General features: G+C 65.7%; 28 protein-coding genes and 1 tRNA gene. 18 read left to right on the top strand and 11 right to left on the bottom strand.

All coding sequences use genetic code 11. The features are described from left to right. Positions 1–2: 2 nt before the first annotated feature. Entirely contained in the window at positions 3–353 is a 351-nt protein-coding gene (locus ABEU20_RS11790) for a MerR family transcriptional regulator (protein ID WP_420164612.1), read from the bottom strand. 267 nt (positions 354–620) lie between these two features. On the opposite strand from ABEU20_RS11790, the gene ABEU20_RS11785 reads away from it, so the two are divergent. After that, the gene (locus tag ABEU20_RS11785) at positions 621–1,010 is read left to right on the top strand and encodes a hypothetical protein (RefSeq protein ID WP_420164611.1); all 390 of its coding nucleotides are present in this window, start codon (positions 621–623) and stop codon (positions 1,008–1,010) included. 10 nt (positions 1,011–1,020) lie between these two features. Here the strand turns inward: ABEU20_RS11785 and ABEU20_RS11780 are convergent, their stop codons facing one another. Beyond that, positions 1,021–1,398 carry a hypothetical protein gene (locus tag ABEU20_RS11780; protein ID WP_420164610.1) on the bottom strand — a complete coding sequence of 126 codons (378 nt, stop codon included), beginning with the start codon at positions 1,396–1,398 and terminating at the stop codon, positions 1,021–1,023. Positions 1,399–1,654: 256 nt separating this feature from the next. Between ABEU20_RS11780 and ABEU20_RS11775 the strand changes: the two genes are divergently transcribed. The 12 genes from ABEU20_RS11775 (at position 1,655) to ABEU20_RS11720 (ending at position 10,266) form a co-directional block, all read left to right on the top strand. Beyond that, positions 1,655–1,783, top strand: a complete 129-nt coding sequence (locus ABEU20_RS11775) for a hypothetical protein (RefSeq protein WP_420164609.1) — start codon at positions 1,655–1,657, stop codon at positions 1,781–1,783. A gap of 90 nt (positions 1,784–1,873) precedes the next feature. After that, positions 1,874–2,251, top strand: coding sequence for a hypothetical protein (locus ABEU20_RS11770; RefSeq protein ID WP_420164608.1), 378 nt, complete (start codon positions 1,874–1,876; stop codon positions 2,249–2,251). 243 nt (positions 2,252–2,494) lie between these two features. Next, complete coding sequence (locus ABEU20_RS11765; RefSeq protein WP_420164607.1) at positions 2,495–3,424, top strand: FAS1-like dehydratase domain-containing protein; 930 nt, start codon at positions 2,495–2,497, stop codon at positions 3,422–3,424. A gap of 208 nt (positions 3,425–3,632) precedes the next feature. After that, positions 3,633–4,763: a type I restriction endonuclease gene (locus ABEU20_RS11760; RefSeq protein ID WP_420164606.1), complete on the top strand. Its 1,131-nt coding sequence runs from the start codon at positions 3,633–3,635 to the stop codon at positions 4,761–4,763. 192 nt (positions 4,764–4,955) lie between these two features. Then, a complete protein-coding gene (locus tag ABEU20_RS11755) occupies positions 4,956–6,080 on the top strand; it encodes a tyrosine-type recombinase/integrase (RefSeq protein ID WP_420164605.1) in 1,125 nt (374 codons plus the stop codon). Positions 6,081–6,347: 267 nt separating this feature from the next. After that, entirely contained in the window at positions 6,348–6,548 is a 201-nt protein-coding gene (locus ABEU20_RS11750; RefSeq protein WP_420164604.1) for an excisionase family DNA-binding protein, read from the top strand. 32 nt (positions 6,549–6,580) lie between these two features. Further along, a complete protein-coding gene (locus tag ABEU20_RS11745) occupies positions 6,581–6,808 on the top strand; it encodes a helix-turn-helix domain-containing protein (protein ID WP_420165117.1) in 228 nt (75 codons plus the stop codon). A 13-nt stretch (positions 6,809–6,821) separates the two neighbouring features. Then, a complete protein-coding gene (locus ABEU20_RS11740; protein ID WP_420164603.1) occupies positions 6,822–7,013 on the top strand; it encodes a hypothetical protein in 192 nt (63 codons plus the stop codon). Continuing rightward, complete coding sequence (locus ABEU20_RS11735; RefSeq protein ID WP_420164602.1) at positions 7,010–7,198, top strand: hypothetical protein; 189 nt, start codon at positions 7,010–7,012, stop codon at positions 7,196–7,198. Before ABEU20_RS11740 ends, ABEU20_RS11735 begins: the two co-directional genes overlap by 4 nt. A 7-nt stretch (positions 7,199–7,205) precedes the next feature. Next, positions 7,206–7,835: a helix-turn-helix domain-containing protein gene (locus ABEU20_RS11730; RefSeq protein WP_420164601.1), complete on the top strand. Its 630-nt coding sequence runs from the start codon at positions 7,206–7,208 to the stop codon at positions 7,833–7,835. A 157-nt stretch (positions 7,836–7,992) separates the two neighbouring features. Then, positions 7,993–8,280 (top strand): HNH endonuclease, encoded by a 288-nt coding sequence (locus ABEU20_RS11725; RefSeq protein WP_420164600.1) that lies wholly within the window; start codon positions 7,993–7,995, stop codon positions 8,278–8,280. Between the two features lie 783 nt (positions 8,281–9,063). Next, positions 9,064–10,266, top strand: coding sequence for a phage major capsid protein (locus tag ABEU20_RS11720; RefSeq protein ID WP_420164599.1), 1,203 nt, complete (start codon positions 9,064–9,066; stop codon positions 10,264–10,266). Between the two features lie 130 nt (positions 10,267–10,396). Here ABEU20_RS11720 and ABEU20_RS11715 read toward each other — a convergent pair whose 3' ends face one another. Both ABEU20_RS11715 and ABEU20_RS11710 read right to left on the bottom strand, forming a co-directional pair. Beyond that, the gene (locus ABEU20_RS11715; RefSeq protein WP_420164598.1) at positions 10,397–11,065 is read right to left on the bottom strand and encodes a hypothetical protein; all 669 of its coding nucleotides are present in this window, start codon (positions 11,063–11,065) and stop codon (positions 10,397–10,399) included. Between the two features lie 171 nt (positions 11,066–11,236). Further along, positions 11,237–11,968 (bottom strand): hypothetical protein, encoded by a 732-nt coding sequence (locus ABEU20_RS11710; protein WP_420164597.1) that lies wholly within the window; start codon positions 11,966–11,968, stop codon positions 11,237–11,239. Between the two features lie 1,201 nt (positions 11,969–13,169). Here ABEU20_RS11710 and ABEU20_RS11705 point away from each other — a divergent pair. Next, complete coding sequence (locus ABEU20_RS11705; protein WP_420164596.1) at positions 13,170–13,373, top strand: hypothetical protein; 204 nt, start codon at positions 13,170–13,172, stop codon at positions 13,371–13,373. 200 nt (positions 13,374–13,573) lie between these two features. Here ABEU20_RS11705 and ABEU20_RS11700 read toward each other — a convergent pair. After that, positions 13,574–13,646 (bottom strand) — tRNA-Arg (locus ABEU20_RS11700). A 338-nt stretch (positions 13,647–13,984) separates the two neighbouring features. Between ABEU20_RS11700 and ABEU20_RS11695 the strand changes: the two genes are divergently transcribed. Then, positions 13,985–14,830, top strand: coding sequence for a M23 family metallopeptidase (locus ABEU20_RS11695; RefSeq protein WP_420164595.1), 846 nt, complete (start codon positions 13,985–13,987; stop codon positions 14,828–14,830). Positions 14,831–14,907: 77 nt separating this feature from the next. On the opposite strand, the gene ABEU20_RS11690 is transcribed toward ABEU20_RS11695, so the two are convergent. The 5 genes from ABEU20_RS11690 to ABEU20_RS11670 all read right to left on the bottom strand — a co-directional run bounded on the left by ABEU20_RS11690 (position 14,908) and on the right by ABEU20_RS11670 (position 18,899). Next, complete coding sequence (locus ABEU20_RS11690; RefSeq protein WP_420164594.1) at positions 14,908–15,156, bottom strand: hypothetical protein; 249 nt, start codon at positions 15,154–15,156, stop codon at positions 14,908–14,910. Positions 15,157–15,290: 134 nt separating this feature from the next. After that, complete coding sequence (locus ABEU20_RS11685; RefSeq protein WP_420164593.1) at positions 15,291–16,091, bottom strand: family 1 encapsulin nanocompartment shell protein; 801 nt, start codon at positions 16,089–16,091, stop codon at positions 15,291–15,293. Beyond that, on the bottom strand, positions 16,088–17,110 hold the full coding sequence (locus tag ABEU20_RS11680) for a Dyp-type peroxidase (RefSeq protein WP_420164592.1): 1,023 nt from the start codon (positions 17,108–17,110) through the stop codon (positions 16,088–16,090). Before ABEU20_RS11680 ends, ABEU20_RS11685 begins: the two co-directional genes overlap by 4 nt. A 93-nt stretch (positions 17,111–17,203) precedes the next feature. Further along, on the bottom strand, positions 17,204–18,427 hold the full coding sequence (locus ABEU20_RS11675; RefSeq protein WP_420164591.1) for a globin domain-containing protein: 1,224 nt from the start codon (positions 18,425–18,427) through the stop codon (positions 17,204–17,206). Positions 18,428–18,452: 25 nt separating this feature from the next. Beyond that, a complete protein-coding gene (locus ABEU20_RS11670) occupies positions 18,453–18,899 on the bottom strand; it encodes an RrF2 family transcriptional regulator (protein ID WP_420164590.1) in 447 nt (148 codons plus the stop codon). A gap of 252 nt (positions 18,900–19,151) precedes the next feature. Between ABEU20_RS11670 and ABEU20_RS11665 the strand changes: the two genes are divergently transcribed. The 3 genes from ABEU20_RS11665 (at position 19,152) to ABEU20_RS11655 (ending at position 22,209) form a co-directional block, all read left to right on the top strand. Beyond that, complete coding sequence (locus ABEU20_RS11665) at positions 19,152–20,078, top strand: universal stress protein (RefSeq protein ID WP_420164589.1); 927 nt, start codon at positions 19,152–19,154, stop codon at positions 20,076–20,078. A 51-nt stretch (positions 20,079–20,129) separates the two neighbouring features. After that, positions 20,130–21,170, top strand: coding sequence for an LLM class F420-dependent oxidoreductase (locus tag ABEU20_RS11660; RefSeq protein WP_420164588.1), 1,041 nt, complete (start codon positions 20,130–20,132; stop codon positions 21,168–21,170). 142 nt (positions 21,171–21,312) lie between these two features. Further along, entirely contained in the window at positions 21,313–22,209 is an 897-nt protein-coding gene (locus tag ABEU20_RS11655) for a universal stress protein (RefSeq protein ID WP_420164587.1), read from the top strand. A 174-nt stretch (positions 22,210–22,383) separates the two neighbouring features. Here ABEU20_RS11655 and ABEU20_RS11650 read toward each other — a convergent pair. After that, positions 22,384–23,739: FUSC family protein (locus ABEU20_RS11650; RefSeq protein WP_420164586.1), on the bottom strand; the 1,356-nt coding region annotated here is incomplete at its 5' end.

Raw genomic sequence — 23,739 nt, 5'->3', positions numbered from 1 at the left:
GATCAGCGGCCGCTCGGTCCCGGCGAGGAGTGGCTCAGTTGTGCGATCTCCGCGCGCAGTGCGGACTGCTGGTCTTCGAGGGTGAGAATCTCGCGGACACCGGTGAGATTGACACCGAGCTCGACGAGTTCGGTGATGCGGCGCAGCCGCTCGAGGTCGTCGCGGCTGTAGCGTCGGGTGCCGCCGCCGGTGCGGTCGGGGTCGAGCAGGCCCCGGCGTTCGTACAGGCGCAGGGTCTGGGGGCCGACTCCGGACAGCTCGGCGGTCACCGAGATGCTGTACACGCCCCGGTCGACGGGGGCGGCCGTCGGGCTGGAGGAGCGGTTGGTCCGCTCGTGAGTATGGGTGCGCATCGAATCCTCCGCTTCGTACAGGGCTGTGACCGTGCGTGGGACGCGATCCCAGCGGTCAGGCATGCGGATCCTGTGGTCGAAATCTGTTTCTCGTCTACACAGGTAACCTCCTTCGGTCGAGCCAGCTTTGTGCTGTGACTTGCGGAAATGGTCGTCGGAGCCGTTACGATCGATCGGGCGAAACGCAAGGGGGAGCTCGGAGCTGCCCCTGTGCGCCGGCTGCCACCGTGCACCGCGGGGGCCACTTCACATCAGAGATGAGGGCACATGCCCCGCACGCAGGAACACACCGATCGATACACCGATGCTCTGATCGCGCTCGCAGCCGCCACCCATCGTCCGGCCAACATCGTCAACGTCCTCGGCCGATATGCCATTCGCGTCGACTTCGAGTTCAATCGCTACGTTCTGGCCACCAACTCCGGCGACGGTCTGACCAGCGATGTCGACGCGATCGAAGCCTGGCACGTCGCCTTCTTCCAGCAGTCCGACGGCGAGTCCGGGGACGAATTGCTCGAGGAAGCCCGGGACGAATGGCTGGCCGACGCCTTCGACCAGGCACTGGACGCCCTGCGCCGTTCGCCGAAGTGGATCGACTCCGACGCCAAGTTCGGGGAACTCACGAGGTCGCCGGTCGACGCGCTGGCCGAGGCCTGATCGCGCCGGTCTACGCTGCGCCCTCGACCACGCTGACGGGCCGGTCGAGGGTGACTTCCACCGGCGACCACGAGCCCTCGAGTTCGAGGCGTTCCACCGCACGGCCGTACGCGGCGACCAGGTCGCGGTCGGTTTCCTCCGTGAGCGGCTGCGGTCCCGCGGGGGAGTTCTGCAGGACCTGGACCGTCCACACATCGAGTTCGCTGCGGATGTCCGCCAGGCCGTCCTCGTGGTTCGTGGCGAGCAGGATGCGCCCGAATCCGGCGTCGGCACGGATCGCGTAACCGGAGGCGGTCCGTACGACCGACGCCGGAAGGTGCGTGAACGCGGCGAAACCGATCAGGGCGTCGGTGTAGAGGTCCGTGAAGTACTCGTGCTTGCGTGCCATGTCGCTCGTCTCTCTGTCGGGCCACCGAACCGTGCCGGCGGGTCGCGATCCTCGGCCTCGACGTGCCGTGTCCGCGTCGTTGAACTGCAGTTCGTCGCTTTCCTATCTGGTGCCGAGCACCTTGTCTCAAGTGTTTCGCTTAGTAAATCTATACCATAGGGCATAGATTAGTGCTCTTCCGTTCGACCGGTCCGGTCGTTGGAGTCGTGAGGATCGGTGGTGAGTCATGGAGACGGTGTCGAGGTCGAGTGCAGAGGTGTCGAGCGCGGAGGTGCAGGCGGATTCGCTGCTCGAGCACCCGATGTCGGGCTTGGTGGTGGTCGCGGGGTTCGTCAGTGGGCTTCTCGTGTTCGGTCTGTCGCTGCTGACCACGGTGTCGCCCTGAAAGGGCTTGGATGACAGTGGTTTCCCGACTCCCGGTACATTTCGGAGGACCGGGCGGCTCTCCGCGCCGGTTCGGGCGACGGAGGTGGCGATGGCGGATGGAGTGGGCGCGAACCGGCAGTGGTACGACCCATCCGGGCGTCCCATCCCGGCGGAGGAGGCCGAACGCCTGCTCGGGCAGCCGGGCTACGACAGGGTCGGGTCGACCACGATCCTGGACATGGCGGACCTGGACTGGGCCCGCGACGTCTCGACGGCGTGGATCGGTCTCGATCTCGACGCCGACGGCGAACCCGGACCCCCGCGCATTTTCGAGGCGGCGGTGTTCGATCGCGACCACGTCACCCTCGAGCGCCGTTGGTACGCAACGGAGGAAGAGGCGGCGCTCGCACACGAGGCCTTCGTCGTCGCGGCGTGTGACGAGGCGGTCGATCCGGTGGTACTGCAGACCGGAGACCAGGTGTCCTGACTGCCGGGTCCTTGGTCCTCGACACCCGGGCACCAGCCCCGGGCTGATGGCCCGGCTGGCGCGTGACGGGATCGAGCCTTGCCGACGACTCCGCGCACTCACCGAACTGCAGCAACCGGTCACGCGGGCGTGAGGCCGCGATCCCACTCACCGAGTCCCGAACCGCGGGCCACACCCGCGCTGTGTGACGTTGTCGGAAGCACGTTCGCGTAGACGGTGCGTCCCCCTCAGGAAGCAGGTGGCATGTTCGAGTTGGTTGTGCACGGTTCCCATCTCATGCAGTTCGCGCGCGCGATCGGCGATGCCGATCCCGCCTTCGAGAATGTCGAGCGGCTGGCGGCCACCGGTCCGGATGCGCTCGTCGCGCCGCCGACCTTCCTGATGGCGGCGGACCATTTCGATCCCACCTACGCGCGCCGTCCGCGTCCGGGAGCGTCGTGGCTCGGCTCGCGCCGGGGCGGCAGTGAGCAGCAGTCCGGCTTCCACATGGAGCAGTACTTCACCTTCCACCGCCCCGTCCGCGCCGGTGACGTCCTGGCCGCGGATGCGCGGCCCGGCGCCACGTGGGAGAAGCGCGGACGCCGCGCCGGAACCATGACGTTCACCGAGACCCTCACGGATTTTCGCGATTCCGACGGCGACCTCGTCGCGAGTGCGCGGTGGGTCTCTGCCATGGTGGAACGCAAGCCCGACGCGCCCGCGTCCAGCGCGGAGGTGGAGCGTTCGCCGGATCCGGCCGGCACGGACGTCGAAGTCGGTTCGTCAGCAAAGGATCTCGCGGTCGGCAGCTCGTGGACCGTCGTCGTGGTCGACGCTCTCACCCGCGCACAGATCGTCATGTACGCCGGAGCGTCCGGCGACTTCCATCCGCTGCACAGTGACGACGTCTACGCGCGCGATCGCGGGCATCCGGGCGTCTTCGCGCACGGCATGCTCACGATGGGCATGGCCGGCCGGGCAGTCACCGACCGGTTCGGCCACGCGAACGTCCTGTCGTTCGGTGGACGGATCATCTCGCAGGTGTGGCCGGGGGACACCCTCACCGTCCGCGTCGAGATCAGTGCAATCCGGAAGAGCGACGACGGCGGAACGGTCGCGGATCTCGCGCTCACGACCCGGAATCAGGACGGGGTAGCGGTGTTCAGCGGTGTCGCCGAGGTGCGGGTCGACTAGCAGTCCGACGAACCTGTGAGCCTGAAGGATTTCCGGCGGATACCGAGAGGATTCCTTCACGATCGTCGGCGTCAGGAGACGGAATGGATGCTCGTGCCCGCGCCTTTCTCGTTCCATCGGTGCTTTCACCAATTTGGCGCTTTTGTCCTTCCCCCTGTGCTCTACTTCCTGCTCGAGGTCAATATCTCGTGAACCAGGGGGCTAGGGAATGACATTCGCGGAAGCGATCGGCACACTCGCGGGCAAGGTGCGCGCCAGGAAAGCGGAGATCGCCACTGAGGAAGCGACCAAGAACGCGCTCATCATGCCGTTCATCTCATCGGTACTCGGCTACGACGTCTTCGACCCGTCCGAAGTCGTCCCGGAGTTCATTGCGGACGTGGGCGTCAAGAAGGGAGAGAAGATCGACTACGCCATCATGAAGAACGGCGAGGTCCAGATTCTCATCGAGTGCAAGAAGGTCGGGGAGCCACTCAGCCTGCAGCATGCATCCCAACTTTTCCGGTACTTCGCGGTTACGTCCGCTCGAATCGCGATCCTGACAAACGGCCAGGTGTACCAGATCTACACCGACGGCGACGCTCCGAATCGAATGGATGAGAAGCCCTTCCTCGTGTTCGACCTTCTTGACGTCGATCGTTCGCTGATCTCCGAGGTTCAGAAGCTGTCGAAGGAATCCTTCGACCTCGAATCGGTGATCAGTGCTGCGGAGGAACTGAAGTACATCGGTTTGGTCAAGCGAGCACTCGCGAACGAGATGAAGGAGCCGACGGACGACTGGATCAGGTACTTCGTAGCGAGGGTTTACGACGGTAAGGCCACGCAGCGAGTTGTCGATCAGTTCCGTGGGCTCGTCTCGAAGGCGACGGGCCAGTACGTTGCGGACCAAGTCAACGATCGGTTGAAGAACGCGCTGGGCGAAGGAGTCGGACGCGACGAAATCGCGACTTCGAGAGTCGAAGTCGTGGATGTGATCCCTCGCGACGACGTTGTGGCGCCGGAGGCACCAGATCCAGAGATCGTCACCACCGAAGAAGAACTCGAAGGGTTCAACATCGTTCGCGCGATCGCTGTTGCGGACGTGGCGCCTCACCGGGTGGTGTACCGCGACTCGAAGAGCTACTGCGCGGTGCTTCTCGACGACAACAACCGGAAGCCGATCATTCGATTGCACCTGAACGGGAAGTCCGTGAAGTTCGTGACGACCTTCGAAGATGGCAACAAGGTCGGTACCCGGCACGACATCGAGACCGTCGTCGACATCTACCAGTTGGCAGAGCAAATCCGCTCCACGGTCCGGTGGTACGTCGACTCCGTCGACAACGTAGCTGCTGAGTAAGTGTTCTCGCGGGCTCTGGTGCCCTCGGCAGGATTCGAACCTGTGATCATGCTATCCGCGTTCAGTGCCTCCACCTGGGGAAACTGAGTGTTTCACCTGGTGATTGGACACTGTACCTTTGGTCATGATTAGGCACAAGTGGACACGTCGCTACGCTGGTTTGGCACGTATTAGGCGCAGGGTGAGGCACGTATGGCAGGCAATCGACCAAAGCGAGGCTTCGGCGCGCCCCGAAAACTGACGTCGGGCCGCTGGCAGGCTCGATACACCGGACCCGATGGATTGCCGCACAAAGCCGCGACAACGTTCGGCGCATATGACGATGCGGTCGCCTGGCTAGCTGCCGAACGGCGCAGGATTGACCTCGACACATGGACCCCGCCAGAGGCCCGAGAACTCGTTGCCAGTGCACCTGACCCTGAGTCGGCGCTGACTCTGGCTGTGTATGCCGAACGCTGGTATGCCGAGACGGAAGGCCGTCACAAGCCACGCACGCGCGCATTGAACAAGGGCTACCTCGACAACGTGATTCTTCCTGAGTTGGGCGAGGTGGCCGTTACCGCGCTGACGGTTCAGCAGGTGAGGGCATGGTTTGCCGGCCTTGAGCCGTTCCCGACGCGGAACTCGAACGCCTACTCGCTACTGCGAACGATCCTGAACCAGGCGCTTGATGACGAACTGATTGCCGCGAACCCGTGCCGAGTGAAGCGGGCGGCTGTCAAGCGCCGGGTGCTTGAGCCAATCGCATTGAGCGCGGCCGAGGTTCGCGAGCTGTCCGCTGCGATGCCGGAACGGTGGCGGGCGCTTGTCCTCGTGGCGGGCTTCTCGGGGCTGCGCTGGGGTGAACTGGTGGCCCTCAGGCGGTCGGACTTCGTACTTAAGGCTGACGAGTGCTCGGTCACGGTGTCGCGTGCCGTGGTGCGAATGAAGGGTGAGTTCGTGATTGGCGCGCCCAAGTCTCGTGCGGCGCTGCGAACGGTCCCCTTGCCGTCAGCGTTGCGTCCGATCATTGCGGCGCTTATCGAGGAGTTCGCTTTGCCTGGGCGGGCTGGCCTGGCGTTCCCGTCTGTGAATGGCGAGGTGGTCCACGACAACGCGGTGCGACCCCACTTCAAGCGGGCTGCGAAGGAGATCGGGCACGAGGCGCTGAGGTTCCATGACCTGCGGCATTCTGCGGCAACGCTATTCGCTCAGGCTGGCGCGACGTTGGCCGATCACATGGTCTTGATGGGGCACACCAGCTCGGCAATGAGTGCTCGGTACACGCACAGCACGGCGTCGCGGAACAGGGCACTGGTTGAGGGTCTGTGGACGTAGAGCGGTCACAACTTCTGTGATCTGCGTCTCTGTTCTGTCTGTGGATTGTTACCCAATGTTGGACACGGTAGGACGGGCTTTTACATTCTTGGCCCGCCCACGCGGGAATCCGCATTGTGGCCCAGTTTGGTCCTGATTTTGGGTGTTACTGTCATGGCAAGAGCGGACACGACGCCACTAAGCGGCACGAGACCTAATTAGGTAGCCGGGTGGGTACGCCGCCATTCTCAAGCCTCAGCGGGAAGTCTGGGGCGTCCAACGAATGCAATGCAGAGGCGTACACCCATGTCCAAAACACGTTACTCCACGCTCGGTGAAGCTGCCGAAACGCTGAGCGTCAGCACACGCACTATCCGGCGCTACATCTCAGCCGGGAAGCTCACGGCATACCGCGTTGGGCCGCGCGTCATCCGCGTTGACCTCAGCGAACTTGATCGGGTCATGCGCCCGATGGGTTCCCGCGCGTGATCCGCGAACCCGACGATCTACTCGCTGAGGGAATGCGCTTGCGTCCAATGTGGCTCACCGAGGCTGAGGCGCTGCGGGTAGTTGGTCGCGCACCAAGCACGTTGAGGCGTTGGCGGTACCAGGGTGAGGTCAAGGCTCAAAAGCTGTTCGGTCAGTGGCGGTACGAACGCGAGTCACTTGAGGCTTGCGAACTGGAACAGGTGAGGCGCTACATGGAACGCCCTTTCCCTGGTCGTGGTCGTAAGCAAGACGATTCGTAGGATGGAATTAGAAGTGAACGACGAACGATTGTGTGCATTCCTCAACAAGCGCCCCGACGGAAGATGCTTTCGGCTCCGTGACAAGACGATCAATGGAACGGTGTTCTGGCTGACGGAAACCGAGGCATATCAATTGCGCGATACCCTCAATGATGCGATTGACGTACACGAGGAAAAGCTGGCCAAGGCGGTGGCGGACGCATGAGCAATACCTACGACTTTGTGGAAGTTCTCGCACGTGAGGCCGGGATGACGCGCAAGCAGGTACTCAAGGGGTTGGAAGAGCTCGAAGCGCACAATCTGATTACGCCACTTACCCCGGACAGGGATTGGAGCGTTGGCGTGTGGATGAACACGCACCAACGCTTTTCGGGGGTCAGCCTTGACTGAGCAATTCGTGACCATCCCGTTCGAGGTGTTCGACTCGGGTATTTCCTCGCACGCTTTCAAGCTGTTTGCGTTCATCGGGAAGTTCGCAGACTCGGCAACAGGGGAAGCCTGGCCGTCACGTGCGGTTCTCGCCAAAGGGCTTGGAATGAGCAAGCCCGACAGCGTGGACAAGTATTTGCGAGAGCTTGAATCCGCCGGTCTCCTCAAGGTTCAGCACAGGTGGAAAGACACGAGCGGGAACGTCGCTTTCGAGCGTAGCGACACACATCGGGAACGAACGTCAAGCCTTATCACCCTGCTCAGGGGGTACCCCCGTGGCGGGGGTAAGGGTGCCCCCGTGACCGGGGGGAGGGTGCCCCCGGCTGCGGGGTATGAACTAAACCCAAAGAACTACCAGCAGGGACCAGCGCCCTTTCCTGACGACTGGGAACCCAACTCCAAGCATCGAGAACAGGCGAAGAAGAGATGCCTAGACCTCGAAGCTGTAGCCGCGTACTTCAAGAGCTACGTCGTAGAGCACGACTGGGCGCGCAAGGACTGGGATATGGCATTTGAAAGCTGGCTCGCACGCGAAATACCAAAGCCTCATGCCGTGCCTACGTCGGGCAATGCAGGCGGGCGACTCTGGCAGGAATGAGGAAACGTGGACTGGACAGTCCCACCAATCAGACCGGGTATCAAGCCGACGCGGCAACGCTTCGGCGGTAGTGACCGCTACCTACTCGAAAGCGCGAAGCCTAAAGCAATTCCTCAAGTGAAGCGTGAAAGTCGCTTAGCGGGCAAATGGGGCGGCAATGGTAGCGGGTAGAGACACGCGACGGTGGCGCAAGCTCAAAGTTCAGTTCCGGGCACGCTCAGCCGAGGCCAACCACCCGTGCTGGCTATGCGGGCAGCCAATCGACTACGACCTACCGCGCGACCATCCCGAGGCGTTCCAACCTGACCACCTTCACCCGGTCAGCACTCACCCGGAACACGCGGAAGACCCGGCGAACCTGCGCCCCTCGCACGCCACTTGCAACAAGGCACGCGGCAATCGTGCGCCCCTGTTCGGGCTTGGCCGGCAAACCCGCCAATGGTGAGAGGAACCCCGGGGGTAGGGGCCAAACATCACTAGAAAGCGCTGGTCCTGGCCCCCTTCGGGCGGGGTCAGGGTCTTTCCCCCCGCCTGGGGTACCCCATCACGCGCGCGAGGTGTCGGCTGCCTGCCTGGATAGATGTGAGCGGTTGGACTAACGAAGGATTCTGCTGATGACGGATCGGTCTACCGGCTACGACCGCGTGTCCGTGGCCGGTGAAGACACGGCGCAGGACGAGCACGACCATGAAGGGGACGTTTCCCGCATGACTGTGCGTAGCCGTGTTCTCGGTAGGTGTATAGACGTGTCGGTCGAACATGCGGCGCATTGGGATGACAAGGTTTGGCATGACGCGCCATGATTGACACTCGATTCCAGCCGGATTATCTGGACCCGACTCGTTCCACCTGGCTAACAGAAAATGAGGCGTGTGAGCGGGTCACGCGTTCTCGCTGGACATTGCGTGATTGGCGGCTGAGGGGCTTGTTGACGACGCGAAAGGTCGGCGGTGGCCGATTGTATGAGTCGCGGTCCCTGGATGCGGCACGTGCGTTCCGGGATAGGTGTCACCACGAAGCCGTAACCGGAAAGAGGAACCGTAAACATACTACGGGCGATTGCTAGGCTAAATCCGAGTTGGTTCTACGGCGCGAACTCGGATTCTAAATCCCCTAAATCTAGGGTGTCGTGCCGGTTCGAATGCGATTCGATCGTGGGTTGGGTTGGCGCTGCGCGTGCCAACTGCGGCCTGCGGATATTACACATTCCCACGAAAGGGGAAAACACATGACTACGATTTCTGAGAAGCGCTCTGCTGCCGTCAAGCAGGCTGAGGCGATTGTTTCCCGCACCAAGGGCCGCGACATGAGCGACAGCGACGCCGCCCGGTTCGCGGCACTGGTTGAGGAAGTGAAGGGCTATGACGCCCACCTCGCCAAGGCCCGCGAAGGTGAGGCACTTGTGAATGCCCTAAAGGGTCTCGGTGCAGCGGACTACGCGCCCGCTCCCGGCTGGGATGGGCCGTCTGAATTCACAGGCCCGGCGGAAGGGTCCACGGGACACCTCACCCTGACTGGCACCAAGGGCCGCGCGCTCGCGCAAGACATGTCACGCACCATGCGGGGCGACGTCGGCACCGGAATGAAGGCGCTCACGCAGACGGGCGACGTGGTGACCAACGTCCCGCTGCTCAACGCGTCTCAGATCGAGGACGGGCGTCCGGCGCTGTCGCTGCTTGAAGCACTCACGACGGTTGTGCGGCCGCCGGTCTATAAGATTCAGCGTCAGACGCTCCGCGAGAACAACGCTGCGGGCGTCGCGCCTGGTGCGTTGAAGCCGACTTCGCTCTATGGGCTTGAGACGGTGGACATAGCGTTGAAGGTCATTGCGCATGTCAGTGAGCCTGTCGATAGCTACACGCTCGCTGACGGCGTTAACCTGACCCGCTTCCTTGAGTCGGAGATGACCTACGGTCTCCGCACGGAGGTTGAGCGTCAGCTCATCACCGGCACCGGCGCGGTGGTGGACGGCAACGACGAGTTCACGGGCATCCTCAACACGAGTGGCATTCAGGCTCAGGCGTTCGATACGGACGTTCTCACGTCTGCTCGCGCGGCCATGACGAAACTTGAGGTTGCCGGTTACGTGCCGTCGCTGTTCGTGCTCTCACCTGACGACTGGCAGGCCCTCGAACTGACGCGCAACACGTCCGGTCAGCTGGACCTTGGACACGCTGCCGTTGATCGTGCGGCGCGTCGGCTGTGGGGTACGCCGATTGTCGTCTCGAACGCTGTGCCTGCGAACTCTGCGCTGCTGCTCGATACCGCGCACACGCTGGTTGACACTGATGGGCACGTTGACGTGAAGTGGTCTGAGGCGGTCGGTGACGACTTCGCCCGTAACCAGGTTCGTGTCCGTGTCGAGGGTCGTTTCAACGCGTCGATCCATCATCCGCTGTCGATCGTGAAGGTTGCGACTGCTGCGGCGTGAGCTTGACGTGAGCTGACGGCTTTCCCCCCTTTCGCGTCGGTTCGCGTCCGCATGAAGATGCCCCTTGCTTCCCAATTGGGTTGTAGGGGGCGTTTTTCGATTCTCGTGGTATCGCGGGGATTCGAGCCTGCTAGGTCTTTAGATATGCAAGTGCCGCGATTGCGAATGATCCCACAGAGAAGATGGCCCCAAGAGCGGTCCAAACCACTGAGGAGCTCGGTCCTGGCCGACGGGCCAAGATGACGAGCCTGCGCTCTGTCCGCGCGGGAACGCTCAGCCGGGCGGCAATCTGGCACGACAACACTGCGATGACAAGCGTTCCAAACACGAGCCAACTCCCGCCTGATGTGTCCATAGTGGCGGCACGCAGCACAAGCCAGACGAACACGCCACCTGTCAGGCCGGTCAGTGCAGGCATCAGGGTGAGGTGGTGCTGATTCCAAGAGAGCCTGCCGCGCTTTGGGAGTTGCTCCCAACGCTCAGTGATCGTCGTAAGGCGGTCCCTTGCGGTTTCCCCCTTTGCGCTCAGTTCCAGGCCCCGATCAGTGAGCTTCAGATAGAGGAATGAGCGGTCGGCGTACTCGAACTTGCCTTCGATGAGCTTGAGGTTTGCGGCGTCCTCGATTGGGGCGATTTCCGCGGGGTCGTTCGTGTGCGCGTCGTGCCCGTCTTTCCAGCGAGCATCGATCCGCAGGTTGTCCGCACTGTCCGCAGCAAGCCGGAGTATCGCAGTCAGTTCATCCGGTAGCACTTGGCCTATGGAGAGGTTCGTTGCGCTGGGTTTGACGGACTTTTTCATGGTCTAGAGGGCTCTCCTGCGTCGTCCGAACTGAATGTGGAACAGGTCAAGTCAAGGCACAACGGACGGGTGATACTCACCCGTGGAGTGGGGCAGGTGGTTGAGGTGCAGCAAGGCGTGTGGCAGCTTAGCTTCACTGCTGCCTCGGTCGGAGGCGTGTGTTTTCGATTGCTAGACCACAGGGACAGAAGGATTGGAGAGTGGCCCCGCCCCTGCGGGAGCGTTCTCCAAGGTAAACATGCCTGCTCTGACCCACTGGACGATCAGCACGGCAATTTGAACGACGCCCTCGGCCTCCTGTTGGGTCGGCACTCGAGTTGCTCCGGTTGCATGTCGGTCAGGGTTCGGCCACATCATCTTGAGGAGAGCGTGGAGCGTTTCGACGCCGCCAATGCTGTTGCTTTCGAGTGCAAGATTCCACTTGGAGGGCTTGGCAACGATTGCCTTCTCGATCGTCCCCAGCGTCGCCGTGGGGTTCTTAGGGACTACTAGGGGCCAGAGGGCCGCCTCAACTGCCTTGATCGCATGGTCCCAAGCGTCGGAGGGGTCAGGCGTGAGGCCGTATGCCTGTGCCCACGCTTCACGCAGTTCCCGTGCCGCATCGTCGTCGGGGCTGGATGCTAGTTCGAATTGTTCACGCGCGGTGGCGTCTACGCGCCGCTCAAGGGAATCGCCCTCAGCCGATACGGTCCATGCTGAGCCAGCATCAAGGAGTGTGCGAGCCAGTCCTTTGCGGTAGGTGTCGGGCCTGAAGCTCAGTACCGCATCGATCACGTCGAGGAACTTGTCCTGGTCATTGAGACACTGCTGCAGGAGGCTGTTCATGAGCTCGGTCCGAGAAGTATCGACTGCTACCCGGATCTTTGCGCGAACGGCAACGCCGAGCATGAAGGAATCGTCCATTGCTGACCGGCCACCCTTAGGGGGCGTGCGGTATCCGAATCTGCCTTGGAGGTAGTAGATCAGGCTGGGGGCAAGGTGAGGGGGGACTCCCTCATAGAGGGCTTCTGCCGGCCTACCGGAGGATCGTTCGGATAGTGGCCGCCATGCCGACATGTGCACTCCTGGGTGTGGGCGCTCCCGCGCGAACTCGTACCTACCAGCTGTCGACGCTAGCGGCATGCCCCGACAGCCTTGATACACGGGCCGCCCACGGCATTCCGTGCTGAGTGCGCGGCCTTCGCGTTGCATGTCCGGCTGTTGCCGTGAAGTAACCTGATAGCAGGACCAAAAGAGAGGCCATGTCATGCGCTACTGGCTGCCCGTCATTTCCCTTGTTCTTATTGCTATTTCATTCGTGCTGGTCGGGGACCGTCAGCTTGGGTGGTTCGACGTGGGGCTAGCTGCGGTGTGGGGTGCAGTCCTCTCGGGTGCGGTAGCTCAACTAGTTCGCAAGCGGAGTGAGGACCGCGAGGCGCGGGTCAAGGTCTGGACGGATCAATTCGTCGCGTAGCCCTACCGGCAACAGCAAGACGGCCCCACACCTGACTATCGGTGCGGGGCCGTTCGTGTCTCAGCGTGCGAATCAGTTAGCGGTTCAACACCTCACCAAGGATCGCGTGCAAGTGTGCAGCCTGCGCCCGCGTCAGATCAACGGACAGGTCAGGGCTGAGAGTCAGGGTCACGTCGTTGCCGTCCTCGCGTGCAGACGGATCGAACGTGCTGGTAGTGCTGTGAGTGACGAGCATGATTCCTTCAATGTTGGTTGGTGCGGTGAGTATCGCAGCGGACGCCTGACGGCGGCTGGCCGGACCGAGCGGACGCCCAAGGGCGGCAGAAGCTTGAACCCCACCCCGGAACAACCCACGGAACCCATCCCTTGACCGCGTCAGGCCAACACCCGTAGCCCGCCCACGTGAAGTGAGCGAGCGGAAGTGTCGAACCCACTTGAATGTGTGCACCCCAGCAAGTGAGCGCCTGTGCCGGTTCACAGGATTGAGAACACCGGGTGCCGCTGGTCTTTTCGTCGGGCGGCACTCTGAACGACGCGCGGGCAGTGACCCACTCCGTCAATCACGGGCACAAGGACCGTGATTGACGGGGCAGGCCACTACTGCGGGTAGAGCCGTTCAGCGGTGGCGATGGTGCCCAGTAGGGCGTCCGGGTGATCGACGGCAAGCATCGACAGGAGTCGGAACGCACGGTGGCCGGACGGGTCAGCGCCAAGGTGGGCGCTCATGGCGTCGAGGACTTCGACGGTGCTCATGTGGGGCGGCGCAACGAATGCGTGAGAGTCGGGGGAGTGCAGTGCCTCGGCGTGGTCGCAGACCTGGCACAGGGTGGCGGCGGCAATGTCACGCGCGCATAGCGACTTGTCAGGGTGCGTGGATACACTTGTGGAACGGTTCATGGCGGCTACTTCCGTCGTGGTCCTAGGCCCTGGCCGGTGTTGGTAGCACCTGCTGGGGCCGTTCTTGTTGGACGCACGAACGCAAAGCGATTCGGCACGCGTTAGGCGCAAAGGTCGGAACTGAGGCGAGATATAGCCTCTGACCTGCATAAACTATGTGCCCTCGGCAGGATTCGAACCTGCGACACCGGCTTTAGGAGAGCCGTGCTCTATCCCCTGAGCTACGAGGGCGGGGGCGGAGGCGAACAGGGTTCGCGCTGTTCCGCAGTTAGGGAGTGTAGCGGCCGGAGGCCGTCCGCGATGAATCGGTCGGGCCGCCGACGTGAAGGGGTGAACACGCGGAACGCCCGACAGGCGGGCGGCGTGGCGCCGCGTGCCGACACGCCCGGTGGCCGGGGCGCGGCCCCGCTGCGATCGCCTGCACTCCCAGCGCCGATGCGGAGACTCGAAAATAAAGATCAGGTAACGCTGGCGGGGACGTATATGGATTTGTTACCTTGGCCCGGCAGCAAGATCGAGTGCACTCCGGAGTGTGCGGCCGAAGAAACCGATTGACGAGGTAATTGACTGTGGGACGCCATCACCGGACGTCGGCAGACGCTGTTCTCATCGAGCTCGACCCGACGCTCCGGCGCGGCCGCCACCGTGAGGAGACCTCCGGTCCGGGGGCAGGCCTGAAGGCCGCCACGGTCGCCGCCGCAACGGGCGCGATCATCACCGCCGGTGCCCAGCTCGGCGCCGGCAGCGCAGCCGCCGACCCCGCCCCGGCTCCCGCGCCGCTCCAGATCCCCGCCGGGCTGCTGCCCGCGGGCGTCGAACTGCCGCTTCCTCAGTTCGAACTGCCGGCCCTTCCTGCGGCACCGGTGCTGCCCTCCGCGCAGCAGCTGATCCAGCAGGCCAGGGCGATCGAGATCCCGGCCGAGCTTCCCCAGGTGCAGGACGTCGTCGACAACCTCACAGCCGCCGCCGAGGCCGCCTTCGGCTCGGTGGGGAACAGCAACGCACGTGCCGTGAAGCCGGTCTCCGGCACGCTCACCTCCGACTTCGGGCCCCGCTGGGGCAGCCACCACGGTGGCCTCGACATCGCGGCCCCGATCGGTACCCCGGTCTACGCGGCCGCCGACGGCGTCGTGGTCGACGCCGGACCGGCGTCCGGGTTCGGCCTGTGGGTGCGCGTCAAGCACGACGACGGCACCACCACGGTCTACGGGCACGTCAACGACTACCAGGTGAACGTCGGCCAGCACGTGGTCGCCGGGCAGCAGATCGCCACCGTCGGCAATCGCGGCCAGTCCACCGGCCCGCACCTGCACTTCGAGGTGTGGAGCCCGGGCGGCGCCAAGATCGACCCGTCCTCGTGGCTCGAGGAGCGCGGCGTCGCGGTCACCTGGCGAGGCGCCTCGGCCACCATGTGAGCCGACCCCGAAACGAAGGAAAGTCCCCGCCCATCCGGGCGGGGACTTTCTCGTTCGAGTCGTCGGTGAGCGGTGGGTCAGGCGGCCGGCGCGGCAGCCGTGCGGGACGAGTAGGACAGCCCGCACACCGTCATGACCTGGCCGAGGCTCAGCGAGCCGGCGTTGCCGTCGGCGCGGGAGAACCGTCCGTCGGGGCGCACCCACAACCGGATCGACGTGACACCGTCTGCGCAGGCGAGGATGTATCCGTCGCACCCGTCGGGGCCGGCGAGCGTCTCACGCACGACGCCCTGCGAATGGGCGAGTTCGATCAGGTCCTCGATCACGAAAGCTGCTCCTCGTACCCCCGGTGGCCCGGGTCCTCCGTCACCGTTCAGGCAACGGAGCTTAGGTTAGCCTTCGCTCCCGGCGCACTGTCAACCCCGTGTTTCGTTCGTGTGAGCAACGACTCCGGCGTCGATCAGCGTGCCGACAGTGCGACCGAGGCCTCGCCGGTGTAGGTGAGGAAGGTCAGCGACTCCTGGAAGTACAGCTCGACGGTTTCCGAGTCGTGCGACAGGTAGCCGATCGACAGGTCCTGCCCGATCTGCAGGTCGAAGTCGCCACCACGGGTGGTGAGCACGAACGCGCCGTCGATGGCCGGGGCCCAGATGATGTCGCCGTCGATGAGGCGGCGGATGTGCTCGCGGATGGGATAGCCGTGATCCGACGTCTCGCTCACCTGCGTGTACGCCTCGGCACTCAGCAGCACCGAGTAGGGGCCGTCGACGCCGGCCAGGCGTAGCTCGGACAGCGCCTGGCTGATGACCTCGGGGACGTCGCGGACATCCTCGGGCAGCTGCAGCGGTGGGTTCGACGAGCTCGCCCGGATGCCGTCGATGCCGGCGGCGGCGTAGCCCTCGAAGATCGCGCGGTCCTCGGCGAACGCGATCTTCTTCGCGGCCTCCTTGACGGCGTCCCAGTCGGCATCCTGCGCGCCGCGCTCGACGTTGTCGATCTCCTGGCGCGACAGCGTGAACGGCACCCGCAACTCGACGAGCGGGGCCACCCGGCGCTGCCGGGCCATCACGCCGGAGGCGGGGGCCTCGATCATGGTGGTGCGCCCCAGCCCCACCGCGGAGAAGTCGGTGCCGTGCGGGCCGGAGACGTCGACGACGGTGCGTCCCGCGATGTGCCGCTTGAACGTTCGGGTCGCCTCCTCCTCGATCGACGCCCAGGCGGCGTCCGTGATCGGGGCGAGACCGCGGTAGAGGTTGTTCATCGTGTGGAACTCCTTCTCAGACTGCCAATTCCGAGTGATCCGTCAGCGGCGGGGGACGGGCTCGCGTCTTCGGTGCCGGCCTGCCGGATGCCCGGCGCCGGCGGGAGGTCGTCGAGGAACTCGACGGTGGGAGAGAAGAACAGGCCGCCGGTGACAGCGGTCGAGAAGTCGAGGATGCGGTCCGTGTTGCCCTCGGGCTTGCCGATGAACATGTTGCGCAGCATCTCCTCGGTGACCGCCGGCGTGGCCGCGTACCCGATGAAGTACGTGCCGAACTCGCCGTCGCCGAGGCTGCCGAACGGCATGTTGACGCGCAGGATCTGACGTTCGTCACCGTTCTCGTCGGTGATCGTGTTCAGCGCGACATGGGAATTCGCGGGCTTCGCGTCGTCGTCGAATTCGATGTCGTCGAGCTTGGTGCGGCCGATGACGCGCTCCTGCTCCTCGGTGGAGATCGCGTTCCAGGAGTCCATGTCGTGCAGGTACTTCTGCACGATCACGTAGCTGCCGCCGGTGAAGTCGGGATCCTCGTCCCCGATGAGCGCGGCCTCGGCCGCCTCGACGTCCTCCGGGTTCTCGGTGCCGTCGACGAACCCGAGCAGGTCGCGCTGCTCGAAGTAGCGGAAGCCGTGCGTCTCGTCGACGACGGTCGCGGCGCCGCGCAGCCGTCCGACGATCTTCGACGCCAGCTCGAAGCACAGGTCCATCGACACCGCGCGAATGTGGAACAGCAGATCGCCGGGTGTGGCGGGAGCGCGGTGCCGACCGCCGTCGAGTTCGACGAACTCGTGCAGTTCCGCGGGACGCGGGCCGTCGAACAGGCGATCCCACGCCGACGACCCGATCGAGGCGACGCACACCAATCCCGAGTCGGCCACCCGGAATCCGACGGCCTTGCGCAGACCGTCGACGTCCGAGAGCAGGTCACGGACGGTATCCTCCCCGCCCTCGTCGATGGTGAGCACGAGAAAGATCGCCGCTGGCGTCAGCGGCGTCAGGATCAACTGAGATCGGGCCACGCCTTACGTTAGAACACTCGTCCCGGTGCCGCCCACGAACCACGGCCGTCGGCGACGTGATGTCGCCGACGGCCGTGTGGGGGTGCGGGGCGGCTACGCGGTGGCGCCCGCCCAGCTGTCCGGGCCGAACACCTCGTAGTGGATGTTCTCCTCGGGTACGTCGCGGGCCAGGAGCGATTCCTTCATGGCCAGCATGAACGGCAGCGGACCGCACAGGAACGCGCGGGTTCCGGGCTCGAGCGTGACGTCGGTCAGATCCGCACGGCCCACCCGGATTCCGTCGAACGCCTCACGTGCTCCCAGGTCCTCGTACCAACGGTGCACGACGCCCGACGGCAGCTTCTCGACCAGTTCGGTGAGCTCGGCGCGGTGTGCATGCTGAGCGGCAGAGCGGTCGGCGTGCAGCACGGACACGCTGCGCCTGTCCTCGGTGGACGCGAGGTGCTCGAGCATCCCGATCATCGGAGTGCAGCCGATGCCGGCCGAGACCAGCAGCAGCGGCGCGTCGTCGTCGGGCAGCACCAGATCGCCGAACGGCAGCGACACGGTCAGCTCGTCGCCCTCGAAGACGTTGTCGTACAGGAAGTTCGACACCTCTCCGTCGGGTGCGGGGGTGCCGTCGGGCAGCATCTGGCCGGCGATGCGCTTGACGGTGATCCGCCACGCGTCGTCGGTGGGACCGCACGCGAGGCTGTACTGCCGGATCTGGCGCGCGCCGTCGGGCAGATGCACGGCGACCGAAATGTACTGGCCCGGTACGAAGGTCGGCAGTGCAGTCTGCTCCGCCGAGGCCAGGGTGAACGAGACGGTGTCCGCGGACTGGTGGTCCCGGCGGGTCACCCGCACCGCACGCCACACGTCACCGGCGTCGACCCCGGCCTTCTCGTACAGTCCGGCCTCCATCGCGATCAGCGTGTTCGCCATCAGCCAGTAGACCTCGTCCCACGCCGACGCCACCTCGGGCGTGACGGCCTCGCCGAGCACCTCGACGATGGCCTCGAACAGGTGCTTGTGGACGATCCAGTACTGGTCGGCGGTGATGCCGAGCGAGGCGTGCTTGTGCGCGATGCGGGACAGGATCGCATCGACCCGCTCCGGATCGGGGTCGAGCTGCAGCGTCGCGAACGCGGCGACGGCTCCCGCGAGGGCCTTCTGCTGCTCGCCCTGGCGCTGGTTGCCCCGGTTGAACAGGTCCCGCTCGAGCTCCGGGTGGGCGTCGAACATCTTGCGGTAGAACAGCGTCGTGATGTCGCCGATCGCCGCGCCCACGGCGGGCAGGGTCGCGCGGACGGTTTCCTTCGAGGCCTCCGAGAGCATCGGATTCTCCTTGTCGGTCGGGTTTCTAGGGTTCGATCACTGCCGGCACCCCGGGTGTCGGCAGCACGGTTGCGGGGGAGGTGAGGTCGCGGACGGTCATCGAGTCGAGCGCGGCGTAGAACGCTCCCTGCGCGTCGCGCAGTGCAGACCGCAGCCGGCACCCGTTGCGCAGCGGGCACGGCTTGTCGCCCTCGCACGTGACGACCTCGCCGTCGCCCTCGAGCTGACGGGTCAGCCAGCCCACCGAGGCGGTGCGGCCCAGTTCGGTGATCGCGAGGCCGCCGCCGCGCCCGCGGCGGGTCGTCACCACGCCGAGCTCGTTCAGGCGCGCAACCACTTTGGTTGCGTGGGTGTACGAGACGGCCAGCTGCTCGGCGACGGTCCGCGTGCTGGGGGCGGCGGATCCGGCCTGGCCGGCGGCCAGGCGCATGACGATCCGCAGTCCCAGATCGGTGAACTGCGTCAGCTGCATGCTTCGACCGTAGGAAATTGGAATATGGGATTCCAATTAAATGTGACGTGTGTCGCGCCCTCGAACCTCGAGTCCCGACCTTGGCCCCGTGCACACGGGACCTTGGTCCCGAACTACTCGGGACTCTCGCATCCCTACGTAAACCGGTCCGAGTGACTAACGTCGAAGGCGGCACCTCGATCGGATCGATCCGAGGCAGGATCGACCACGAATGCCACACCGATTCGTCGCAAACGGAAGAGGGTGAGCGGGATGACCGCACAGGGCATGGAGCAGGGCGTCGAGGAGCCGTCGGTCGCACGGGACGAGAACTCGGTGATCGTCGGCGTCGACGGATCGGACGCCGCGCAGGCGGCCGTCGTCTGGGCCGCGCGGATGTGCGCGGAGCGCAACCTCACCCTGCGGATCATCCACGCCCTCAACTTCTCGCCCTACACCTACGGTGCGCCGTACCTCGACGTCGCCGGCATCTACGACTGGATGGAGGACGAGGGCAAGGAGATCCTCGGCCGTGCGGCCGCCGCGGCCCGTGAGGTCGCCGCCGATCTGACGATCACCACCGAGATCTCCACGATGGGCGGGGCTCGCTGGCTGGTGTCGCTGTCGGAGGACTCGCGCGCGCTCGTCCTCGGGGCGTCCGGTAGCGGTGCCGCGGGCGGCATCGGGTCGACGGCGGTCAACGCCGCCAGCCACGGCGTGTGCCCGGTCGTCGTGGTGCATCAGCGCGACGGTGAGGTCCCCAGCGAAGGACCGGTCGTCGTCGGTATCGACGGCAGCCAGACCAGTGAGCGCGCCACCGCGGTCGCGTTCGAGGAGGCGGCCCTGCGCGGGGTACCGCTGGTCGCCATCCATGCCTGGAGCGACACCCCGCACGGCACCCTCGCCGGGGGGCGGAGCGCTATCCGTGATCCGCGCGCCTTCGAGGACGCCGAACGTGAGGTGCTCTCCGAACGTCTCGCCGGCTGGCGCGATCGCTACCCGGACGTCGAGGTTCAGCGTGAGCTCTACATCGACGGCCCGCGGACCCACCTGCTGGCATGGTCACAGAAGGCGCAGCTGGTGGTCGTCGGTAGCCGTGGTCGCGGCGGATTCCGGGGACTGCTGCTCGGCTCCACCAGTAACGAGCTGGTCCAGAAGGCGCAGTGCCCCGTGATGGTGGTTCGGCCCGAGCGGTCGTAGAGTCCACTGCGTAACGTCCGTCACAGGTAAATACGGAATGGGGTCGGCGAAGTGCGCATCGGCATGGGCTTGAACTACAGCGGGGGATTCACGGAGACCGTCGAGGAGGTCGCCGACCTGGAACGGGCGGGCCTGGACATCGTCTTCGTCCCCGAGGCGTACTCGTTCGACGCGGTCAGCCAGATCGGCTTCCTCGCGGCGAAGACGTCGACGGTGGAACTGGCGTCGGGCATCTTCCAGATCTACACCCGCACCCCGAGCCTCACCGCGATGACCGCGGCCGGGCTGGACTACGTCTCGAACGGCCGCTTCGTGATGGGCATCGGAGCGTCGGGGCCGCAGGTGATCGAGGGCTTCCACGGTGTCAAGTACGACGCCCCGCTCGGCCGCACTCGTGAACTGGTCGACATCTGCCGTCAGGTGTGGCGCCGCGAGAAGGTGCAGTACCAGGGCAAGTACTACCAGATCCCGCTGCCCGCCGATCAGGGCACGGGACTCGGCAAGCCGCTCAAGTTGATCAACCATCCTGTGCGCGAACGTATCCCGATCGTCATCGCGTCGCTCGGGCCCAAGAACGTGGCGCTGACGGCGGAGATCGCGGAGGGCTGGGAGCCGATCTTCTTCCATCCGGAGAAGGCACAGTCGGTGTGGGGGGACGCGCTCGCGGCGGGTACCGCGAAGCGGGATCCGAGCCTCGGCGACCTGCAGATCTACGCGAGCCCGGCGCTCGCGATCGGCGACGACGTCGAGCCCATGCTGGAGTGGATCAAGCCGAACCTGGCGCTCTACATCGGCGGCATGGGCGCCAAGGGCAAGAACTTCTACAACGACCTCGCGTGTCGCTACGGCTACGAGGAAGAGGCCGAGAAGATCCAGGACCTGTACCTGGCCGGCAAGAAGGCGGAGGCCACCGCGGCTGTGCCCGATGAACTCGTGCGGGCGATCTCCCTGATCGGCACCGAGAGCTTCGTCAAGGAACGGGTCGCGGCCTTCGCCGCCGCCGGCGCCACCACGCTCAACGTGATGCCGTTGGCCGCGGACCGCGCCGGGCGGGTCGCGCTCATCGAGAAGTTGCGCGCAATCGTCGACTGACAGCGTTACGGGCGAGCCGGGACGTGCCCAGCGTCACGGCTCGCCCGGGACCGAAGACCCACACCCCGACGACGAGAAATCGGGACAATGGGTCTCGACAGGTCACCGAACACACCGCGGGTGTGAAGGAGAAGCAGAATCCATGAGCGCAACAGATGCGATCGTCGTCGCCGTAGACGGCTCCGAGGCGGCATCGAACGCGGTGGCGTGGGCGGCTCGTGCCGCCGCCGCCCACCAGCGTCGCCTCCACATCGTCACCGCCGTGCACATCCCGGCGTTCTACTACTCCGAGCCCTACTTGGCCCGTAGCTTCCAGGACGAACTGCACGACACCGCCCGCGCGCGCCTGGACAGCGCGCTGGTGCTGGCCAAGCAGTCGGCCGAGGACCTGGCGTCGATCGAGATCACCACCGAGGAGCTCGAGGGCCGGCCCTCGCCGTTGCTGATCGACCTGTCGAAGCAGGCATGGATGGTGGTCCTCGGCTCGCACGGCCACGGTGAGATCACCGGCCTCGTCGTCGGCTCGGTGACCGCCTCGGTGGCCGCGCACTCCGAGTGCCCCGTCGCCGTGGTCCGCGGCCGCACCCTCGACGGGCATCCGCCGACCGAAGGCCCGATCGTCGTCGGCGTCGACGGTTCCGAGTCCTGCAAGCCCGCGGTCGCGGCGGCGTTCGAGGAGGCCGCGATGCGCAGTGCCACCCTGGTCGCGGTCAACGTGTGGAGCGATGTGAGCGTGCAGCCGTCGCTCGGCGCGACGCCGGACGACCCGCACTGGAGCCGCATCCAGACCGGTGAGGAAGTGGTGCTCGCCGAGCGACTCGCGGGCTGGCAGGAGCGCTACCCGGACGTGACCGTCGAGCGGGTCGTCGCGCGCGACCGTCCGGTGCGGGTGCTGAGCGAGTACGCCGAGCAGGCCCAGCTGATCGTCGTCGGTACCCGCGGCCGCGGCGGCTTCAAGGGCATGCTGCTGGGTTCCACCAGCAGGGCGATGCTGCACACCGCCGACTGCCCGGTCCTGATCGTGCCGTCGGGCACCTAGATTCGACCCGTCGTCGGGGCCGCGTGGTTCGCCGCGCGGCCCCGACGCCGTCCCTCGGACATACCGGTCCGATCCGCGATCGTGCTGCGGCGCCACCACCGCGCGGCCTGGCCGGGACCGGCCTCGCCGAAGCGCAACGCCGCTCTCCCCGGGACAGCTTGGTCATCGCCCAGCTCACCCCGAGGGGCCGTCGCCGGACGGTGCGAGCGCGCGGTAGCCGGCCTCGTTGAGGGCGTGATGGCGTGCCCACCGCGTCTCGGTCCATCCGGGGTCGGTGTGCGCGGCCACCAGCGCGGCCGTCGTCGCCGAGTGCAGATCGAACTCGAGCCCGCGTCGCAGTTCACGCGCCTCGGCGGGCGTGGAGGCAGACTCGATCCGTTCGATCGTGCCCGCGACCCGAGCGTCGGCGTCGTCGAGGATCCGGCGGTACGACGAGGGCAGCGTCTTCCACAGCACGACGACCGCGACGAGGACACCGATCACCGTCTCGAGCAGGCGATCGCGGGTCACCCCGGTCAGGTCGTCCGGCGACCCGAGAGCGCCGAGTAACAGCGCGAGGATCGTGATGAACACCATCGCCAGTCCGTAGTTGCGGACGAGGTATGCCTGGATGCCGGCCATCGACGCGGCCAGCACGAGCACGAGCGCAGCGCCGCTCGGGTCGAACGGGGTGAGCGCGGCGAGGATGACCAGGCCCAGCACCGTCCCCGCGAAGCGATGCACCGCCCGATATGTCCCCAGGATCCGGTCCGGACCCTGGTGCAGGATCATGGCCGCGGTGATGACCGCCCAATCCGGCCGTGCGACATCGAGAATCATCGCGATCCCGCCCGCCGCCGGACAGGCGACCAGCAGGCGCACCACGATCAGTGTCGACCGGCCCCGCAGGTGTGCCGCGCGACCGAACCGGAATCGGAGGGTCGGGCGGGGAGAGGGGACGCGCCGCGACAGGTCCTCGCCGTCGGCATCGAGGACCGCCGCGGTGCCGTGCAGCAGCGAGACGCAGCGGTCCTGAGCCGTGAGCAGGTCCCGGGTGAGGGGGTGGTCGCGTCGGGCGGCGATGTCCGCGTCGTGCAGGCACTGCCACGCGGCGTGCACGGCCTTGACGGCGGCGTGGCGTCGCCCCGGCGACGTCCGATCGTGGTCGAAGGCGTCGACCGCCGCGATCGCCGACGCGACCGCGGTGCGTTCGGGGGTCCGCGGCCGCAGCACCCACCCCGACATCGCGACGGGCACCGCGGTGACCGCGCCGATCGCGGTCCAGCCGACGACGTGGCCGACGGGAACGCCGGCCGCGGGCAGGGCCGACGCGATCTCCACCGCGAGCAGTGGGAGGAACGCGCCGGGCGGGCCGATGCGAAGCGCGTCGACCACGAAGGCCGCGACGGCCACGAACGCCGACATCGCGAGCACCAGCGCCATCGGCCACAGCGTGGACCCGCCGGCGGACGCCGCGTCGTGGACCGCGCTGCCGACGACCGCGCCCAGGGCGGCCGCGACCACCATCACGCAGGCGGCCGCCGACACCGC

Origin of the sequence: Rhodococcus parequi (assembly GCF_046042785.1) — a bacterium.
In the GTDB taxonomy this organism is placed as follows: domain Bacteria; phylum Actinomycetota; class Actinomycetes; order Mycobacteriales; family Mycobacteriaceae; genus Prescottella; species Prescottella parequi.
Note: the sequence above shows the minus strand (reverse complement) of the source record. Positions and strands in the feature narration are given on the sequence as shown.

Coding starts and splice junctions, on each gene's coding strand:
- ABEU20_RS11790 (WP_420164612.1), bottom strand. CDS start 353: ATGCGCACCCATACTCACGAGCGGACCAACCGCTCCTCCAGCCCGACG.
- ABEU20_RS11785 (WP_420164611.1), top strand. CDS start 621: ATGCCCCGCACGCAGGAACACACCGATCGATACACCGATGCTCTGATC.
- ABEU20_RS11780 (WP_420164610.1), bottom strand. CDS start 1,398: ATGGCACGCAAGCACGAGTACTTCACGGACCTCTACACCGACGCCCTG.
- ABEU20_RS11770 (WP_420164608.1), top strand. CDS start 1,874: ATGGCGGATGGAGTGGGCGCGAACCGGCAGTGGTACGACCCATCCGGG.
- ABEU20_RS11765 (WP_420164607.1), top strand. CDS start 2,495: ATGTTCGAGTTGGTTGTGCACGGTTCCCATCTCATGCAGTTCGCGCGC.
- ABEU20_RS11760 (WP_420164606.1), top strand. CDS start 3,633: ATGACATTCGCGGAAGCGATCGGCACACTCGCGGGCAAGGTGCGCGCC.
- ABEU20_RS11755 (WP_420164605.1), top strand. CDS start 4,956: ATGGCAGGCAATCGACCAAAGCGAGGCTTCGGCGCGCCCCGAAAACTG.
- ABEU20_RS11750 (WP_420164604.1), top strand. CDS start 6,348: ATGCAGAGGCGTACACCCATGTCCAAAACACGTTACTCCACGCTCGGT.
- ABEU20_RS11745 (WP_420165117.1), top strand. CDS start 6,581: ATGCGCTTGCGTCCAATGTGGCTCACCGAGGCTGAGGCGCTGCGGGTA.
- ABEU20_RS11735 (WP_420164602.1), top strand. CDS start 7,010: ATGAGCAATACCTACGACTTTGTGGAAGTTCTCGCACGTGAGGCCGGG.
- ABEU20_RS11725 (WP_420164600.1), top strand. CDS start 7,993: ATGGTAGCGGGTAGAGACACGCGACGGTGGCGCAAGCTCAAAGTTCAG.
- ABEU20_RS11720 (WP_420164599.1), top strand. CDS start 9,064: ATGACTACGATTTCTGAGAAGCGCTCTGCTGCCGTCAAGCAGGCTGAG.
- ABEU20_RS11715 (WP_420164598.1), bottom strand. CDS start 11,065: ATGAAAAAGTCCGTCAAACCCAGCGCAACGAACCTCTCCATAGGCCAA.
- ABEU20_RS11710 (WP_420164597.1), bottom strand. CDS start 11,968: ATGGACGATTCCTTCATGCTCGGCGTTGCCGTTCGCGCAAAGATCCGG.
- ABEU20_RS11685 (WP_420164593.1), bottom strand. CDS start 16,091: ATGAACAACCTCTACCGCGGTCTCGCCCCGATCACGGACGCCGCCTGG.
- ABEU20_RS11675 (WP_420164591.1), bottom strand. CDS start 18,427: ATGCTCTCGGAGGCCTCGAAGGAAACCGTCCGCGCGACCCTGCCCGCC.
- ABEU20_RS11670 (WP_420164590.1), bottom strand. CDS start 18,899: ATGCAGCTGACGCAGTTCACCGATCTGGGACTGCGGATCGTCATGCGC.
- ABEU20_RS11665 (WP_420164589.1), top strand. CDS start 19,152: ATGACCGCACAGGGCATGGAGCAGGGCGTCGAGGAGCCGTCGGTCGCA.
- ABEU20_RS11655 (WP_420164587.1), top strand. CDS start 21,313: ATGAGCGCAACAGATGCGATCGTCGTCGCCGTAGACGGCTCCGAGGCG.